Below are 16,293 nucleotides of genomic sequence, written 5' to 3'. Positions count from 1 at the left end.
AGTCGGGTGCGGGGACGGCAGCAATCCAGACGGGTTTTCTCCTGCCCAGGACGCAGCGGGTCCGCTCCCCGTTTCCGGCGACAGGCGGCAGGCGGCTGGACCAGCGGTTCAGCTTCTGCCGGCGCGGCGGCTGGCAGTCGGGAACAGGTCCCAGCCCCGATGGCCGAGTTGGTCGGCCTCGCCTTCGACCAGCACGCGGGAGTCACGGAGCGCCCGAATATTGGCCGCCAACGTCTCGTCCGTATTGCACGGCGCGCCGCTGTCGGAGCCGTAGACCAGGTGTTCACGCGGGACCATGGCGAGCGCCGGCGCGAGACTGGCGTCGGCTCCCGCGTTGCCGGTGTCCAGGTACAGCCTGGCCAGATGCTCGCGGATCTCATCCCGGGTGACGTTCTGCGAGTTGGGCACCCAGGGCTCCGCCCCCAACTGCCCCAGCCGTCCGGACATCGCAGGCAGCGCTCCACCGCCATGGGCAAGGATCACAGTCAGGTCAGGGTAACGGCGGAAGACCCCGGCGTAGAGCATGTCGACAACGCTCCGGGCGGTCTCGAACGCCACGTCCATCAAGACGGCAGGGAGGCCGAGTTGCGCCGGCGCGATCGTATTCGGGTGGGCGAAGACAACGGCACGGCGGCGGTTCAGCTCGGCCCACACCGGTTCCAGGCTCTCGTCACCGAGAAACACCCCGTTGTACCGGGCGCTCACCGCGTATCCGTCAGCGTGCAGGTCCGATTGGGCCCGTTCGATCTCGGCCAGCGCCGCCTCAGGATCGTCGGTGGGAAGTGCTGCCAACAATCCGAACCTGGTCGGATGGTCTGCGACGACCTTCGCTCCGTAGTCGTTGGAATCACGCAATGCCTGCAGGGAGGGGGTGTGGATGTTGCTGAGCAGCTGCATGGCGACACCGGTCCGGTCCATGTAATCCAAGGCGGACTCCGGACTCCAGCCATACGGCTGCGTCGCCAGGAACCGCATCGCTCGCAGGCCTTCCCACTGCTTGAGCCGCTGCTCTTCCGTGAGCGGCGGCAAGAAGTGCGCGTGAACATCCACCCACCCATTGACCAACGTCATGCTTCCTGTCCTTCCGTCAGCACAGCCGTCGACGACCGCGCTCCACTCCATGACTGCGGGCAGCCCCGCCTACCGGACCAGAGCATTCCGATCCGAACGCGGCCACTCGTTCACATCTGAGCGCTTCGCATGCCACGCTGACGCCCTCGAACTGAAGCCAGCCAAGGTGCCGAAGTACCGCTTCCACAGCGTCGACGGTTGGCGGGCACCTGCCCGCGGCCGTCATGCATCTGGTTTTCCGTCTGCCCGGCCCAACGGGGCAGTCCCGGCCGCAACGCCCGCGCAGGACTGTTGCGAAGTTAGTTGATCTTGCGTCTGGTCAGCGGGCCGTGTCCGCGATCTTCCGGGCCCCTCCGTTGGAAGAATCGCGTGTTGAGTGCGTGCTCCCAGGGCAGCCCTTGGCATCCGGACCAGTTCGAACCGAGCAGCTTGTTCACTGGGCTCGTCCGGTGACTTCGAAGGACGGAGCCCAGCGCGGCATCTCACCCATCCCTGAGACCAGGCGGATGTTCTTGCTGTAGCCGTACTCCTGCAGGGTTTGCGCCGAGGTCTCCCGGCCGTAGCCGCTCGCACCGACTCCGCCGAACGGCGTGCCCGTGAAGTTCCGGTTGTAGTTGTTCACGAAGACGAACCCGGTGTGCAGGGCGCGGCTGACCCGCAGCGCGCGCTCGGAATCCGGCGTGAACACTGCGGCGACCAGGCCGAAGTCGGTCCCGTTGGCGATCCTCACGGCCTCGTCCTCGTCGTGGAAGGGGATCATCGAGATGACCGGGCCGAAGATCTCCTCCTGGGCGATGCGCATGTCCGGGCGTACGCCGGTGAACAGTGTCGGCGCGACGTAGAAGCCGCCCGCCAGTTCGGGGTCGTTGGGGAGAGGCGCCTGCGCCGCGATCGTGGCGCCCTCCTGGACGCCGATGTCGATGTAGTCCAGCACCCGCTTGCGCTGGGCGGCGGACACCATCGGGCCGATGTGCGTGCCGGGATCGACGCCGTTGCCGACGCGGAGCCGCTTCACCGCGTCGCCGTAGCGGCGCGCGACCTCGTCGTAGATGTCGGTGTGTACCAGCACCCGGGATGCCGAGGTGCAAGCCTCACCCTGGTTGTAGAGACCGCCCTCGATCGCCCACGGCAGCGCCAGGTCGAGGTCCGCGTCCTCGAAGATGATGAACGGGTCCTTGCCACCGAGCTCCATCAGAGTCGGCGTCAGGTTGTCGGCCGCGGTCTTGATGACCGAGACGCCGGTGGTGGGTGACCCGGTGAACGAGATTTTGCCGACGAGCGGGTGGCCGGCCAGCCGCGACCCGATCGAGCCGGTGCCAGGAATGATGTGGACCACGTCGTCGGGCAGGACGGACTGGATGATCTCCACCATGCGCATGGATGAGAGCGGTGCCTGCTCCGGCGGCTTGATCACCACCGCGTTGCCGACAGCCAGTGCCGGGGCCAGCTTGCTGGCGGTGTGAATCGGCGGCCAGTTGAACGGCACGATCGCGGCGACGACACCGTAGGGTTCGAGCACCGTGATATCCAGCAGACTTCCGCCATCATTGACCTGGCCCGGCATGGAGTCGCACAGGCTCGCGAAGAACTCGAAGATCCCGATCGCCGCGTTCACGTCCCCGTTGCGCGCCTGGGTCAGGGGCTTGCCGTTGTCGCTGCACTCCAGGGCCGCGATCTCGTCGGCGTGCTCGCGCACCGCCTGCGCTATCTTCCGCAGCCAGCTGCCGCGCTCGCGGGCGGTGCGGGCCTTCCAGGAGAAGTGCGCGTCGTAGGCCGCCTGCATGGCCTGATCGACTTCCTTGTCGCCGGCGCCGTGCACGACGGCCAATGGCGCGCCGGTCGCGGGGTTGTCGACGGTGAACTGATCGGCGGAGTCCTTGGAGGACCACCGCGTGCGGATCTCGTGTGGTGACGACTTAGCCACGGTCTTGCTCCGTTCAGGGATGTGCTTGGTTTGACGGCTCGCTCGCACGAGGCGGTGGCAGCCGGCCGATGGCGGACCGTCAGGGCCTGAGAACGATCTTGCCGTTCGTGTGTCGGTGCTCCAGCTCTCGGAAGGCCTCCCGGACTTCGTCGAGCCGGTAGACGCCTGCGATGGGGATCTCCAGATCCCCATCGGCCATCAGCGCGGCGAGCTCCCGTAGTACGTAGGCGCTTGATGCCGCCGAGCTGCCCTCCGCCTTGGTGCCGTGCCTCGCCGCGCCCGCGAAGTCGATGATCGTGTTGATCCGTCCACTGGGTACGCCGAGTTCCAGCGCCAGTTCGATGTAGGGAGAGCCGTAGGTGTCGATGAAGTCGTCGACCGTGCCGTACGCCGCGGTGCGGACGCGGTCGGCGACGCCCGCGCCGTAGGTCACCGGAATCACTCCGTGCCCGGCAAGCCATGCGTGGTGGGGTTCGCTCGCCAGACCGATGACGGTGGCTCCGGCGTGTCGGGCGAGTTGTACGGCGAGTGAGCCCACCCCGCCGGCGGCCCCGGAGACGACGACGGTCTCGCCGCGCTTGACGCTGAGGGCGTTTACCGCCGCGTACGCCGTGGTACCGGCGACGTAGAGCGCGCCGGCCTGTTCCCACGGGACACCCGCGGGTCGAGGGGTGAGGTGGTCATCGTCCACGATCACGTACTCGGCGTGGCTGGCCCTGTTGTGGGTGAAGCCGATCACTTCGTCACCGACGGCGAATCCCGTGGCTCCCGCGCCGAGTTCCTCGACGATCCCGGCCAGGTCGCTGCCCTGCCCAGACGGAAACGTCGACGGAAACCTGTCGTGCAAGAACCCCCGCCGGATCACGGCCTCCCCCGGGTTGATCCCGGCGGCCACCACCTTGACGAGCACCTGCCGTGCACCGGGCTCGGGCCGTTCGACGTCGACCACGTTCAGTACGTCTAAGCCCCCGTACTCCGTGAATCGCACTGCTTTCGGCATCGTGGCTGCCTACAGTCCCAGTACGCGGTCGGCGTTGCCGTGCGCGATGCGCGCGAGGTCGGCCGGTGCGTACGGGGCGGAACGCAGGAACGCCACCGCTTCGGCGCTGGACTCGAACGGGTAGTCGATGGAGAACAGCACCCGGTCGGCGCCCACGGCATGGACGGCTCCCAGCAGCGCGGCATGCGACATGACTCCGCTGGTCGTGACGTACACGTTGTTGCGCAGGTAGTACGAGGGCAGATGCTGCAACCGGTGCTCAGCGGGAACCTGGTCGTAGCGGCTGTCGAGCCGGGCCATCTGGAACGGCAGCAGCTCACCCATGTGCCCCAGCATCACCGACGCGCGCGGGAACTCGTCGAACACCCCGCCATAGATCAAACGCAGCGCATGGGCACCCGTCGTCGCCGTCCAGCCCCACGACGGCCCCACCAGCACCGGATACCCGTCAAAGACACGCCAGTTGTCGGCCGGGATCACAGCCGGATGCAGATACAACGTCACACCCAGGCGCTCCAGCTCCGCCCACACCGGCCTGAACTGCGGCTCGTCCAGGTAATGACCCCGCACATGGTCGTTGTACAGCACACCCTTGAGCCCGAGTTCCTCCACCGCCCGGCGCAGCTCCACGACCGCGGCCTTCGGATCCTGCAACGGAAGAACCGCGAAACCCGCGAACCGGTCCGGATGGCCGGCCACCGCCTTGGCCAGAAAATCGTTGACCCGCCGCGCGACAGCCACCGCCTCCGCCGGATCCTCGATCACCTCCAGACCCGGCGTGGAATACGACAGGACCTGGACATCGACGCCGTTGGCGTCCATGTCCGCAAGCCGCAGCTCGGTCAGATCATCCAGACGCCTAAACCACTCCTGCTTGATCGCCTCCGGCACGTCCATGCGCTGACGGATCGCCGCCTCCTGCCGGATCGCTCCAGGAATCGAGAACGCCTCTTCCACGGCCACAACGCGCATCTTCTTCTCCTTCTTGGCATTCCGATGATTCTTCGAGCCACCGACCGCCGTGGAGGCACGGCCACTGGCCGCCCCGGCGGAGAACGCGGGCTGCCCCGCGACCAGACCGCCGACCACAGCAGCCCCTCCAGCAGCAGCGGTCGCGGCGATGAATCTTCGCCGGGAGGCCTCGGCGGGCTCGACTGGTGGAGTCGCGACTCGGAAAGGGTCTTCGTCGGACATGTCCGCTCTCCCTCGTTGGTGGACCGGTGACTCTCGCGCTGTCGAAGGGTTGGGTCGGACGACCGTGTCCGAGGCGGGCGCCGCCCTCGCGGACTCGTTGCCGTCAGTCAGCAACAGGTCTGGTGGCGGGAGGGATGACGGACCGGCCTGTGCGCTTCTGGCCGCCGATTGGTCAGGCAGGCTACTTGCCGCCCTCGGCCAGGATCCTGTCGCGTACGCCGGCGAGGGCTCCCGCCATCGCGCCAGCGGGCCTGCCGAAGGTGGTGGCCGGGAACTGGGCGGGGCCGGTCTTGGCGGTGAAGGAGTGCGGGTAGGCGAACTCCCGGAGTCCTTCCTCTCCCTGCTTGCGCCCGTAGCCGCTGTCGCCGCGACCGCCGAAGGGCACGGCGGGGTTGATGGAGAACACCAGGGCGTCGTTGATGCTGGTCATTCCGACGCGGAGTTGACGGGCGATGGCTTCGCCGCGGTCGCGGCTGAAGACGGCGCTGCCCAGTCCGTAGCGGCTGGCGTTGATGTGCGCGATGGCTTCCTGGGTGTCGGTGACCTTGACGACGGCGAGCGTGGGTCCGAACGTCTCCTCGGTCACCGCCAGGGCGTCGGGGCTCACGCCGACGAGGATGGTGGGAGTGACATAGCGCTCCCCCACTGCCTCGATGCCGCCGACGGCGGCTGTCGCGCCGCGATCGAGAGCATCCTGGATGTGCTCCCGGATGATCGGGATCTGGGTGGGCAGGGGAACCGGACCGATCTCCGCGTCCTCGTCGCTGCCGACGCGTACCTGCTTGGCGAGGTCGCTGATCTTCTCGACGAACTCGTCGTGAACCGACTCGACGACGTAGGCCACCTCGAGGCTGATGCAGCCGTGTCCGGTGTTCTGCATGGCGCCCCAGACCACATGCTTGGCGGCTTCGTCCAGGTCGGCGTCTTCGGCAACGACGACGCCGTCCTTTCCGCCGAGTTCCAGCAGAACGGGGGTCAGGGTCTGCGCGCACTGGGCGGCCACCGTCTTGCCCGTGGCGACACTGCCGGTGAACGCGAGCTTGTTCAGACCGGCCTCGATGAGCGCTCCGCCGGTGGCCCCGAACCCGTTGAGACACTGGAGGACGTTCGGAAGGTCGGGGACCGCACGCTGCCAGGTCCGCACGAGCCACTCCCCGACGCCTGGCGTGATCTGGCTGGGCTTGAGGATGGCCGCGTTTCCGGCCGCGACCGCCTCGATCAGGATGGCCCCCGGTGTGAGCAGGGGGAAGTTCCACGGACCGATGACACCGACGACGCCGTAGGGCTGGTATTCGACCCAAGCTCGCTGGTTGGGCACGGTGGGGCTGGCGGGGACGTCCCGGCGGCCCAGCACGCGCTCGGCGTTCTCGACGGCGTACTGCACGTGCTCCAGAATCCCGAGCACTTCAACGCGGGCTTCGTCCAGGGGCTTGCCGTTTTCGGCGTGGATGAGGGCGGCCCCCTCCTCGCCGCCTAGGGCTATCTCCCGCCGCCATGCGCGCAGTCGCTCCGCACGGCCCTCGAATCCGAGGTCCCACCAGGGCCCGGCGGACGAGCGTGCGGCAGCGACAGCCGCGGCGGCCTCTTCCTTGCCGGCCACGGGGTACCGGGCGAACTCGACCCCGGTGGCCTGGTCAACGGTGACCACCTCGCTCCCGTCCTGTCCGATGACTCCGTCACGCGTGATCGTTGGAGTGTTGTTGGTCATGGTTTCTCCCACTTTCTTACGACCGCCTGCATCCGAGCAGCACCCCGAGGGTGATGGGCAGGTGACGGACGTTGCGCTCGGCGCGATGAAGGGCCGCCATGTGGCAGCAGGGGCGCGCCAGCGCGAATGACTTCAGCGATGACCTAAGGGCCTTGGCAAGTACTAGATAATCAATCTAGTGGATTGATGTCAAGCGTTTGATGTCAGGCAGGCGCTTGGGGATCGGTAGGTCAGGTCGAGGGCTGCGCGGACGACGCTGTCCGGATCAAGTCCGTGCTCGCGGTAAACGTCCTCCAGCGATCCTGACTGCCCATCCGCGATGCCCCAGGGAGGCAACAGGCACACAGTGGACGGCGGTACAGGGCTGTCGGACCAACCGAAAACCACTAGGCCAAAGCACAGACCCAGCAGGTCAAAAGATGGACTGCTTGACCTGGTACGCAAGGAACCGGCGACCGCTCCGCACGACGGCGGGGTCATCGTGCTCGACGACCCCGGGGACCGCGAGGACGGCACCGCGACCGCACATGTGGGCCGGAGGTCGGCAGCCACCGCCCGGCAGGCCAAGCCCGCCTCCTTCCCGCGGGCCGCGAAGGGAGGTGATGGGCGGGGTGAGGGAGTTGCGTACACCGGCCCACCCGCCTACGCCTACTCCGTCAGCGAGGTCGGGCCGGCCTCGCAGTGCGAGGCGGGCCCGACCTACGTAGTCGCGTTCAAGCTGTACCGCGACGCCCGAGCCCCGGCCGACCAGCCGCACATTCCCTGACCCGGCGGACCTCACGCTCAGGCGCAACCTGTGCCGTTGGCCGTCGCAGGGTCGTGATCCTGTGTCTCTGCGTGGAACCGTTCGGGAAGTTCGACTGGACGGTGTAGTTGGTGTACTTACTGATGGAAGATCCCGACGTCCACCAGCGGATCTCCGCGTTCTGGTCGATCGCCGCCCACCAGTAGCAGTCGGCAGTCTTGCAGGTGCCGGAGCGGAGTATTCCGTCGAAGTTGTAGAAGCTGGTCTGGGAGTTCTGGTTCAATCCCCTGATGCTCACCCACAGCTCCCTGCTCGTATCGTTGCAGATCCGGAGTTTCACCGATGGGACTGCGGCCTGAGCGGCGGCGGGCAGTGCGATAACGACGGCTGTCGCCATCAGGACCGTAGCTACGAATTTGCCCATATTACGCACGGGAAGCCTCCAGTTTTCAAGGAGGTACTAATGAAGACTTTACGTTCTGTGTCGTGAAGTATTTTCGAAATTGGGGCAGGACGAGGGCCAACCGTCGCTCCTGTTGGCTAGGACGGTCGACTAGGCGTCTAATTCATTCGGCATCTCCTGCCGCTGTCCGCCGGTTTTGAAAGCCTAGATAACACCCTGGAACTGCTGCCGCAACCGCTCGGAGTATGGGCCATACTCGCCGATCGGCCAGCATGGATCGATGAACTTCCATTCCACATCGGCCAGTCGTTTCGCGTACATCCTGCTGCTGCGTCGTCTCTGCGCCGACCAGGCCGAATGCTTTGCGCACCGGCCGGTCGGTCAAAGGAAACAGATCAGCGTGTGTCATCGGGGTGAGTTTGTCTGCAGACCAAAGGGCTATTCGTCGCTATACGTGTGTGCGTGGCGAACGGCAGCCCGGAAATCGGGTAGCGGTGGTCATTCGCCTTCGCAGATGCCTTCGACGGCGAACTTCTGGTAGAGGTGCGGGTAGGCGACGGTGCCGGCCGGGTAGCCCGCCAGGTGGGAGGCGAACTCCGGCGTGCCGAGTGCGGCACGGAGGTGCTCGGTGGATCGCCAGACTGCGACGTTGGTGAACAGGCGGCTGCCTGCGATGCCCTGGTAGAGCTGCACCGAGAGCAGGTGACCCGACTTCTTCATGTACTCGGCGTCGTCGGTCCAGGCGGCCACCACCTCGTCCTCCTTGCCTTCGGGGGCGACGAAGGTGTTGATGATGGTGACCGGGCCGGCCTTTTCCTTCTGCTGGTCGCGGAACTGGGTGGACTCGTCGAGGTGGCCGAAGCTGAGCATGAGTTCTCCTGGAGATCGAGGGGGAAGCGGGTGTGCGAACCCGCGGAGTTGCAAGTGATCAGGGACCGGGGCGGGTCCGGGTGAGGGGCTGGGCTGCCGCTCGCTGCGTGGCGCCGCTCGGGGTGTGTGTTCAGGCGTGGTGGTTGTCGAGGAAGTCGGTGATGAGCTGCAGCCATTCCTCGGTGCGCTCCAGCATCGGGAGGTGACCGGTGCCGATTTCGGCGAGCTGGGCGCCGGGGATGGTCTCGGCGAGGTGGCGGTGCAGGTCGGTGGAGACGAGGCGGTCGTCGGTGGTCGAGACGACCAGGGTGGGGACCGTGATGCGGGGAAGGTCGTCACGGACGTCGACATGGCTGACGAGGTCGGCCTGCTCGGCGCTGCCGTCGGCGATGGAGGCGGCGGTGTAGCCGAGGGTCTGCTGCAGGTGCTCGGACGGCATCGACTCCAGTGCCTGGGTACCCAGGGCTGTCATGAGGAGGAATTCGGCGAGCAGTTGGCGGTCGCCGGTTGCGGCGATCTTGCTCTGGATCGAGGAGGCGAGGGCGAGCCGGTTGTCGCGGTGCGGGAAGGCGGCGGTCAGGACGAGGGCGGTGACGCGTTCGGGGTGGCGGGCGGCGGCTCGGATGGCGACCGGGCCGCCGAGGGAGTAGCCGGACACGGCGAAGCGGTCCAGGCCCTCTGCGTCGGCGGCGGCGACGAGCTGGTCGGCGAGGTCGTCGACGGACAGCGCAGTGGTGGAGCGGGGGGTGTCGCCGCTGCCGGGGTAGTCGATTCCGACGATCGTGTGGCGGGCGGCGAGGGCTTCCAGGACGGGGCCGTAGGTGCCGGCCAGGCTGCTGCCGGCGCCGTGGGCGAGGAGCAGGCCGGGGCCGGAGCCGAGGCGGGTGCGCGAGAACGTGGGTGCGGTCAGGGTGCGAGGTGACATGGCGGTCTGCCTTTCGAATGCGCCGACACACGAGAATCATCCGGTGCGTGTGATTGCCCTTCAGTTGTATCACACGCACCGTATGATTTAGACTTGTGACCTCAATCACACGCGCCGTATGATGTGCCGGTAGAGTGGCCGGCATGAAGCAGCCCCTCCATCGCCGACAGCCGACCCAGAGCAACCCGCGCGTGCAGCGCACCCGCAACCGTGTCCTGGCCGTCGCACGGGAACTGCTGCCCCAGGTCGGACCGGCCGGGCTCACCTACGCCCTGCTGGCCGAGCGCTCGGACGTCACCCGCCAGACCCTCTACCGGCACTGGCCCACCCGAGCCGCACTCCTCTTCGACCTCATCCTCGAAGGCCCCGACCTCGGCACCTACCCCCAACCGGGCAGCGACGTGCGGAAGGTGGCCACCGCCTGGCTCAAGAGTCTGCGCGCCGGAGTCAGCGTGCCGGCCGTGCGCACCGCCGCCCTAGCCGTCACCGCCCAGGCCGACCACGACCCCGACAGCGCCCAGGCGCTCGTCCGCATCGGCGAGGACCGCCACGCCGGCTTCAACAAGCTGCTGGAGCCCGCGGGCATCCAGATCAGCGAAGACGAGTTCACCCTCCTGTACGGACCCGTCCTCGCCCGCCTCTTCCTCGACCGCGGCCAGGTCACCGACGCCTTCATCGACACCGTCGTCACCCAATGGATCACCACACTGCAGACCGCCGACACACCACAGGACACCCAGAAGTAGCCACGGAGAGCACCGGCGGAGGCCAACCAGAACAACCGCGTCCACACAGCAGACCCGGACCGTGTCGCACCGCCTCGCCACCCCGCCGAGTCGAGCCTTCCCGCCGAGCGGTACGACACATCCTGCATGGCTGCCATCAAGCGAGGCCACGTACGGCGTTATGTGACCTGTATGGGCGTCTCAGACCCAAGGTGTCTCAGGCGGCGCACCCTCTGCAGACAAGGCGCGTTCGCCGCCGATGGTTCGGGGAGCCGAAGCAGGAAAAAAATAGGCCGTGTTGCCGTCGGCGCGGCACCGATGACCTGCGCGAAGGAAACGGATTCAGCGGGCCGCTGGTGCGGTCGTGGCTGAGTCGAGGGTGACGAACCTGGGCAGCCCTTCGAGTTCGAGTCCCCAGAAAGCGTTCCCGCGCGGTTTCCCGCACCCGGTGCCGGTGCCGGTGGCGAGTGCGCAGACGTCAGCCGGCGGTTCCGGCTCGCCGTCTACTCGTGGTCTTTCCCGTACTGCACCCCACGTTTCCCGCTCCCTTCTCGAATCACCGGACGCGCCCCCTTGCCATCGACCGACGAGATCCGTATGGTCGTACGAACGTAAGACATACGTACGTAATTCAAAATCAAGGGAGCTCGTGATGGCGACAACTCGGCCGGTGGCACTCGTGACAGGCGCGTCCACCGGAATCGGAAAGGCGGCCGCCCTCGCGCTTGCCGCAGCGGGCTTCGAGACGGTGGGAACGAGCCGGAAGACATCGGCAGCCGACCGTCGCGACGGCGTGACGTTCCTCGCCCTCGACGTAGGCAGCGACGACTCGGTCGCTGCCGCGGTCAAGCAGGTGATCGAGCGGTTCGGGCGGATCGACGTCCTGGTCAACAACGCGGGCATCGGCTCCTCGGGCGCCGACGAGGAAAACTCTCTCGCCCAGGCCCAGCGCCTCTTCAACATCAATGTCTTCGGTGTGATGCGCATGACCAAGGCCGTCCTCCCGCACATGCGCGCCCAGGGAAGCGGGCGCATCATCAACATCTCGTCCGTCCTCGGGTTCCTCCCCGCGCCCTACATGGCCAACTACTCGGCGTCCAAGCACGCGCTCGAGGGGTACACCGAGTCCCTGGACCACGAGATCCGCGAACACGGCGTCCGGGCCCTCATCGTCCAGCCGGGCGGTACCAAATCCTCATTCGAGGCGAACACCGTCGCACCCGACATGCCCATGCAGATCTATGCGGAGCAGCGGCGTATCGCCGACCAGGTGGCGTTGGCGGTCAACGAAGACGGCGACGACCCCGCCACCGTCGCGAAGACGATCGTCGCGGCCGCCACCGACTCCAAGCCGCAGGTGCGCTACACCGCCGGCCGCAGCGCCCGGCTCCTCAGCGCGGCGCACCGCATCCTCCCCACCGGGGTCTTCGACGGACAGATCCGCAAGAGCAACAAGCTCCCCGGCTGAGACCTGCAGACAGTGACCGCTCCGATATCGGTGCAGGCTCCGGACTGCCCCGAGGTGGGTGGAGCCGAGTAGCCGTGGACGCCACCAGGAGACGCGTGGTCGGGCACTGAGCGGCTTCGGGCACATGGCGGCGGACGAGCGGATCGACGCGCTGTGTCCGATGCTCGCGGTGAACTTTGACCAGGACCACCCCGACCTGTTCGTCGCACGCGAGCGGCTGATGGAACTGGTCGGGCAAATGATGCAGCGCGCCCGAGAGGCCGGGCAGTTGCGCCCCGATGTGGAGTCCGGCGATCTGAAGGTCACCGTCAGCCAGTTCACCGGGCCGCTGCCAGGCACCGCGAGGGCATCGACCGCTTCGTGCACCGTCATCTGCAGATGTTCCTGGACGGTCTGCGGGCACGCGCCCGCTCCGTAGTGCCCGGATAGGCCGTGACCGTGGAAGACATGCGCCGAGGGTGACTGATCGGGGTCGGTCAGATCGATGTCGTAACCAGTCACCACCTCGTACAACGCTTTCAGCCGTCGACGATGACGAGCCGTCCCTGACCCTGTCTCGCTGTCTCGCTCTTCGTCTCCAGCTTTGTCGCTGTGAACTTCTCTCATCGTTTTTCACCACGAAGTCCCGAAGTGGGTATCCCCATGTCTGAAACAGCTCAGGCCACCGCCAAGGCGGCAGCCGACTCCCATTCCAACCGCTGGAAAGCGCTCAGCTTCATCGCGCTCGCCCAGCTGATGGTCGTGCTGGACGCCACCATCGTGAACATCGCATTGCCGTCCGCACAGCAGGACCTGGGCATCTCCGACGGCAACCGCCAGTGGGTCATCACCGCCTACGCTCTCGCCTTCGGCGGTCTGCTGCTCTTCGGCGGCCGGATCGCGGACCTCTGGGGCCGCAAGCGCACCTTCGTCGCCGGTCTCATCGGCTTCGCCGTCGCCTCCGCGCTCGGCGGCGCGGCCACCAACGAGGCCATGATGCTCGGCGCCCGTGCCCTCCAGGGCGCGTTCGGCGCACTGCTCGCGCCCGCCGCTCTCTCCCTGCTCGCCGTGACGTTCACGGAGCCCAAGGAGCGCGCCAAGGCGTTCGGCATCTACGGTGCGATCGCCGGTGGCGGCGGCGCCGTGGGCTTCATCCTCGGCGGCCTGCTCACCGAGTACCTCGACTGGCGCTGGACGTTCTTCGTGAACATCCCGTTCGCGGTCATCGCGGCCGCGGGTGCGTACTTGGTCATCCGTGAGCCGTCCGGCAGCCGCAACCGCTCGCCGCTCGACATCCCGGGCGTCGTTCTGTCCATCCTCGGTCTGGTCACGCTCGTCTACGCCTTCACCCGCGCCGAGTCCGCCGGTTGGGGCGACTCCACCACCGTCGGCCTGTTCGTCGCCGCGGCGGTGCTGCTCGCCGCGTTCGTCTTCACCGAGTCCAAGGTCAAGGCCCCGCTGCTGCCGTTGCGCGTCATCACCGAGCGCAACCGCGGAGGCGTCTACCTCTCCCTCGGCCTGGCGATCATCGCGTTGTTCGGCCTGTTCCTCTTCCTGACCTACTACCTGCAGCTCGTGCTGGGCTACTCGCCGGTCAAGACCGGCCTCGCCTTCCTGCCGTTGATCGGCGGCCTGATGGTGGGCTCCACGCAGATCGGCACCCGCCTGTTGACCCGGGTTCCCCCGCGCCTGCTGATGGCTCCGGGCTTCCTGGTCGCCGGGACCGGCATGCTCTTCCTCACCCAGCTGGAGATCGGCACCTCGTACGCCGGTGTCATCCTGCCGGGGCTGGTGCTCCTCGGCCTCGGCATGGGTACGGCGTTCATGCCCGCCCTCTCCCTGTCCACGCACGGTGTCGAGCCGCGTGACTCCGGTGTCGCCTCCGCAATGGTCAACACCTCGCAGCAGGTCGGCGGCGCGATCGGCACCGCCCTGCTGAACACGATCGCCGCCTCGGCGACGACCGCGTACATCAAGGACCACATCGGCGGTGCCGGTTCCCAGGCCCAGCAGCAGCTGGTCCAGCTGGAGGGCCAGGTGCACGGTTACACCAACGCGATCTGGTTCGCCGTCGGCATCCTCGTGCTCGCCGCGACGATCGCCTACACCTTCATCAACACCGGCAGGCCGGAAGTCGGTCCGGCCTCCGGCGAGGGTGCCGAGGACGAGGCGAAGATTCCCGTGATCGCCCACTGACGGCCCGTACACCGGGGGCGCCCGGCACTTCGGGTACTGCGATCACTTCGGACACTTCCCGTACTTCGCGTACGGCGAGGGGTGGGATGCCTCGCCGTACACGATGCCGGTGCTGACCCGGCTCAGACCTTTCTCGGATCGCCGGGCGTGACCACTTGCCATCGACCGACCACCCCCGTATGATCGTATGAACGTAAGACATACGAGCGTAAGACATACGTACGTACGTCAAAATTGAGGGAGCTCGTGATGGCGGCAACTCGGCAGGTAGTGCTCGTGACAGGTGCGTCATCGGGGGTCGGTAAGGAGACAGCCCTCGCCTTCGCCGCGGCGGGCTTCGAGGTGATCGGAACCGCTCGCAACACCGCGCGGGTCACCCCGCCTGCCGGGGTGACCTACCTCGACCTCGACGTGACCAGCGACGAATCGGTCGCCTCCGTGGTCAAGCAGGTGATCGACCGGTTCGGGCGCATCGACGTCCTGGTCAACAACGCCGGCGTCGGCGCCAACGGCGCCGCCGAGGAGTTCTCCGTCGCCCGGACGCAGGAGGTCTTCGACGTCAACGTCTACGGCATCATGCGGATGACCAAGGCGGTTCTGCCGCACATGCGCACCCAGCGGCGCGGACGCGTCATCAACGTCTCCTCCCTCAGCGGGTTCGTCCCCAGCCCGTTCATGTCCATCTACACCTCGACCAAGCACGCGGTCGAGGGCTACTCCGGGTCGCTGGACCACGAGGTCCGCGAGCACGGCGTGCGGATCCTGCTCGTCGAGCCCGGCCCGATCAACACCCCGTTCGGGGACCACAGCGTGCAGGGCGACACCCCGTTGGCGCTCTACGCGTCGGGACGGCGCACCTTCGACGAGGTGCTGGCGAAGAACACCAGCGGCGGCGACGATCCCGCCACCGTGGCCAAGGTCATCGTCGCGGCGGCCACCGACAAGAAGCCGAAACTGCGGCGCACCGCCGGCACGACGGCCGCAGGCATCAGCGTGTTCCACCGCGTCCTTCCGGCCCGGATCTTCGACCGCATCGTCCGCAGGTTCAACCGGATGCCGAACTGAGGCCCACCTTTCGCGTGCCCGAACCCGCCCGAACACGACGGCGCGTCTTCGGCGAGATGATCGCGGACGCGGTGGAGAAGGGCAACGCCCCCGCCGCCGTCGCCCAGGTGATCGTCACGCGGCCACCGGCGAGAGGCCGAAGCCGCGCTGCACCGCCGGCCCCGCGTCACCGCAGGGCGCCGACTCGTCCCCGCGGGAGCCTTCGGCAAGCAGATCCGCAAGAACAATCGCCCGCCCGCCTGATATCCCGGCCCGGCCTCAAAAGCGTGGCCTTTCCCCCGAGTGCCTCTGATGCAGACGCCGTCACCGGCAGCTCCGATCTTCCCGAATGTCCACTGATCAGTAACTCGTTGATTTACCGAGGAGAGCCATGCAACAGCGGCACACGGCCCGGCGCAGCGCATCGAGCGCACAGCGTTTCCTGAAGAAGAACGTCGGCATCGCGCTGGCGGTCACCGCGACGGCGGCCGTCCTGGTCTCGGCGCCGTCCGCGTCCGCAGGGACGGGACACACGTATCGCGGCTCCGTGGTGAGCGACGTACGGACGGCGGCGACGTTCGACTTCGCGGCCGGCGAGATCCCCGAGAACATCACGGCCAACCCCGACGGCTCGGTGACCCTGTCCATGCTCGGCAGCTGCGCGGTGTGCCAGCGCACCCACGGTCCGGAGCTGATGCGCATCTCCGCCTCCGGAGAGCGCCCGGTGCTCGTCACCGGGCAGGTGGGCGAGGCGATCAGCGGCAACGCCCGCGGCAGTGACGGCACCGTCTACTACGCGTTGTGGGCCCCGGGCAACGCGGACCGCAACGGCGTGTACAAGCTGCGTGCGGACGGCACCCCGCAGCGCGTCGCCGCGCTGCCCGCCGACTCGGGCCCCAACGGGCTGGCCGTCGCCGGACGCACCCTCTACATCGCCGACAGCCTCAAGGGCACCATCTGGTCCGTTCCGGTCTCGGGCGGATCGGTGACGCCGTGGCTGACCGATCCTGCTCTCGCGCCGGTACCCACCGAAGCCCTGCC

General features: G+C 67.4%; 12 protein-coding genes and 2 pseudogenes. 6 read left to right on the top strand and 8 right to left on the bottom strand.

The genetic code is table 11. From position 1 onward, the window contains the following. Positions 1 to 108 precede the first annotated feature (108 nt). From ABZ027_RS28535 to ABZ027_RS28500, 8 genes are all read right to left on the bottom strand, one after another. Positions 109 to 1,071, bottom strand: a complete 963-nt coding sequence (locus ABZ027_RS28535; protein WP_356773299.1) for an amidohydrolase family protein — start codon at positions 1,069 to 1,071, stop codon at positions 109 to 111. Between the two features lie 433 nt (positions 1,072 to 1,504). Further along, positions 1,505 to 3,043: an aldehyde dehydrogenase family protein gene (locus ABZ027_RS28530; protein ID WP_356773297.1), complete on the bottom strand. Its 1,539-nt coding sequence runs from the start codon at positions 3,041 to 3,043 to the stop codon at positions 1,505 to 1,507. Positions 3,044 to 3,074: 31 nt separating this feature from the next. Then, positions 3,075 to 3,995 carry an NADP-dependent oxidoreductase gene (locus ABZ027_RS28525; protein ID WP_356773295.1) on the bottom strand — a complete coding sequence of 307 codons (921 nt, stop codon included), beginning with the start codon at positions 3,993 to 3,995 and terminating at the stop codon, positions 3,075 to 3,077. Positions 3,996 to 4,004: 9 nt separating this feature from the next. Continuing rightward, positions 4,005 to 5,189 carry an amidohydrolase family protein gene (locus tag ABZ027_RS28520; RefSeq protein WP_356773293.1) on the bottom strand — a complete coding sequence of 395 codons (1,185 nt, stop codon included), beginning with the start codon at positions 5,187 to 5,189 and terminating at the stop codon, positions 4,005 to 4,007. Positions 5,190 to 5,370: 181 nt separating this feature from the next. Next, a complete protein-coding gene (locus ABZ027_RS28515; protein WP_356773291.1) occupies positions 5,371 to 6,897 on the bottom strand; it encodes an aldehyde dehydrogenase family protein in 1,527 nt (508 codons plus the stop codon). A 713-nt stretch (positions 6,898 to 7,610) separates the two neighbouring features. Continuing rightward, positions 7,611 to 8,066 (bottom strand): hypothetical protein, encoded by a 456-nt coding sequence (locus ABZ027_RS28510; protein WP_356773289.1) that lies wholly within the window; start codon positions 8,064 to 8,066, stop codon positions 7,611 to 7,613. A gap of 477 nt (positions 8,067 to 8,543) precedes the next feature. Next, positions 8,544 to 8,915: an antibiotic biosynthesis monooxygenase family protein gene (locus ABZ027_RS28505; protein ID WP_356773287.1), complete on the bottom strand. Its 372-nt coding sequence runs from the start codon at positions 8,913 to 8,915 to the stop codon at positions 8,544 to 8,546. A gap of 130 nt (positions 8,916 to 9,045) precedes the next feature. Further along, the gene (locus tag ABZ027_RS28500; protein WP_356773285.1) at positions 9,046 to 9,840 is read right to left on the bottom strand and encodes an alpha/beta fold hydrolase; all 795 of its coding nucleotides are present in this window, start codon (positions 9,838 to 9,840) and stop codon (positions 9,046 to 9,048) included. Positions 9,841 to 9,983: 143 nt separating this feature from the next. Here ABZ027_RS28500 and ABZ027_RS28495 point away from each other — a divergent pair, with 143 nt between their 5' ends. From ABZ027_RS28495 to ABZ027_RS28470, 6 genes and pseudogenes are all read left to right on the top strand, one after another. After that, positions 9,984 to 10,586 carry a TetR/AcrR family transcriptional regulator gene (locus ABZ027_RS28495; RefSeq protein WP_356773283.1) on the top strand — a complete coding sequence of 201 codons (603 nt, stop codon included), beginning with the start codon at positions 9,984 to 9,986 and terminating at the stop codon, positions 10,584 to 10,586. Positions 10,587 to 11,217: 631 nt separating this feature from the next. After that, positions 11,218 to 12,033 carry an oxidoreductase gene (locus ABZ027_RS28490; protein WP_356773281.1) on the top strand — a complete coding sequence of 272 codons (816 nt, stop codon included), beginning with the start codon at positions 11,218 to 11,220 and terminating at the stop codon, positions 12,031 to 12,033. 87 nt (positions 12,034 to 12,120) lie between these two features. After that, positions 12,121 to 12,462: pseudogene (locus ABZ027_RS28485) on the top strand (TetR/AcrR family transcriptional regulator); the annotation flags it as partial. Between the two features lie 213 nt (positions 12,463 to 12,675). After that, positions 12,676 to 14,208: an MFS transporter gene (locus ABZ027_RS28480; RefSeq protein WP_356773279.1), complete on the top strand. Its 1,533-nt coding sequence runs from the start codon at positions 12,676 to 12,678 to the stop codon at positions 14,206 to 14,208. A 249-nt stretch (positions 14,209 to 14,457) separates the two neighbouring features. Then, complete coding sequence (locus ABZ027_RS28475; protein ID WP_356773277.1) at positions 14,458 to 15,273, top strand: oxidoreductase; 816 nt, start codon at positions 14,458 to 14,460, stop codon at positions 15,271 to 15,273. Between the two features lie 370 nt (positions 15,274 to 15,643). Next, positions 15,644 to 16,293: pseudogene (locus tag ABZ027_RS28470) on the top strand (hypothetical protein); the annotation flags it as partial.

Source organism: Streptomyces sp. NPDC006332, from assembly GCF_040612855.1.
Taxonomy (GTDB): Bacteria; Actinomycetota; Actinomycetes; order Streptomycetales; family Streptomycetaceae; genus Streptomyces.
The sequence above is the reverse complement of the archived record's forward strand: the minus strand, read 5'-3'. Positions and strand labels throughout refer to the sequence as shown.

Coding starts and splice junctions, on each gene's coding strand:
- ABZ027_RS28535 (WP_356773299.1), bottom strand. CDS start 1,071: ATGACGTTGGTCAATGGGTGGGTGGATGTTCACGCGCACTTCTTGCCG.
- ABZ027_RS28525 (WP_356773295.1), bottom strand. CDS start 3,995: ATGCCGAAAGCAGTGCGATTCACGGAGTACGGGGGCTTAGACGTACTG.
- ABZ027_RS28520 (WP_356773293.1), bottom strand. CDS start 5,189: ATGTCCGACGAAGACCCTTTCCGAGTCGCGACTCCACCAGTCGAGCCC.
- ABZ027_RS28515 (WP_356773291.1), bottom strand. CDS start 6,897: ATGACCAACAACACTCCAACGATCACGCGTGACGGAGTCATCGGACAG.
- ABZ027_RS28510 (WP_356773289.1), bottom strand. CDS start 8,066: ATGGGCAAATTCGTAGCTACGGTCCTGATGGCGACAGCCGTCGTTATC.
- ABZ027_RS28505 (WP_356773287.1), bottom strand. CDS start 8,915: ATGCTCAGCTTCGGCCACCTCGACGAGTCCACCCAGTTCCGCGACCAG.
- ABZ027_RS28500 (WP_356773285.1), bottom strand. CDS start 9,840: ATGTCACCTCGCACCCTGACCGCACCCACGTTCTCGCGCACCCGCCTC.
- ABZ027_RS28495 (WP_356773283.1), top strand. CDS start 9,984: ATGAAGCAGCCCCTCCATCGCCGACAGCCGACCCAGAGCAACCCGCGC.
- ABZ027_RS28490 (WP_356773281.1), top strand. CDS start 11,218: ATGGCGACAACTCGGCCGGTGGCACTCGTGACAGGCGCGTCCACCGGA.
- ABZ027_RS28480 (WP_356773279.1), top strand. CDS start 12,676: ATGTCTGAAACAGCTCAGGCCACCGCCAAGGCGGCAGCCGACTCCCAT.
- ABZ027_RS28475 (WP_356773277.1), top strand. CDS start 14,458: ATGGCGGCAACTCGGCAGGTAGTGCTCGTGACAGGTGCGTCATCGGGG.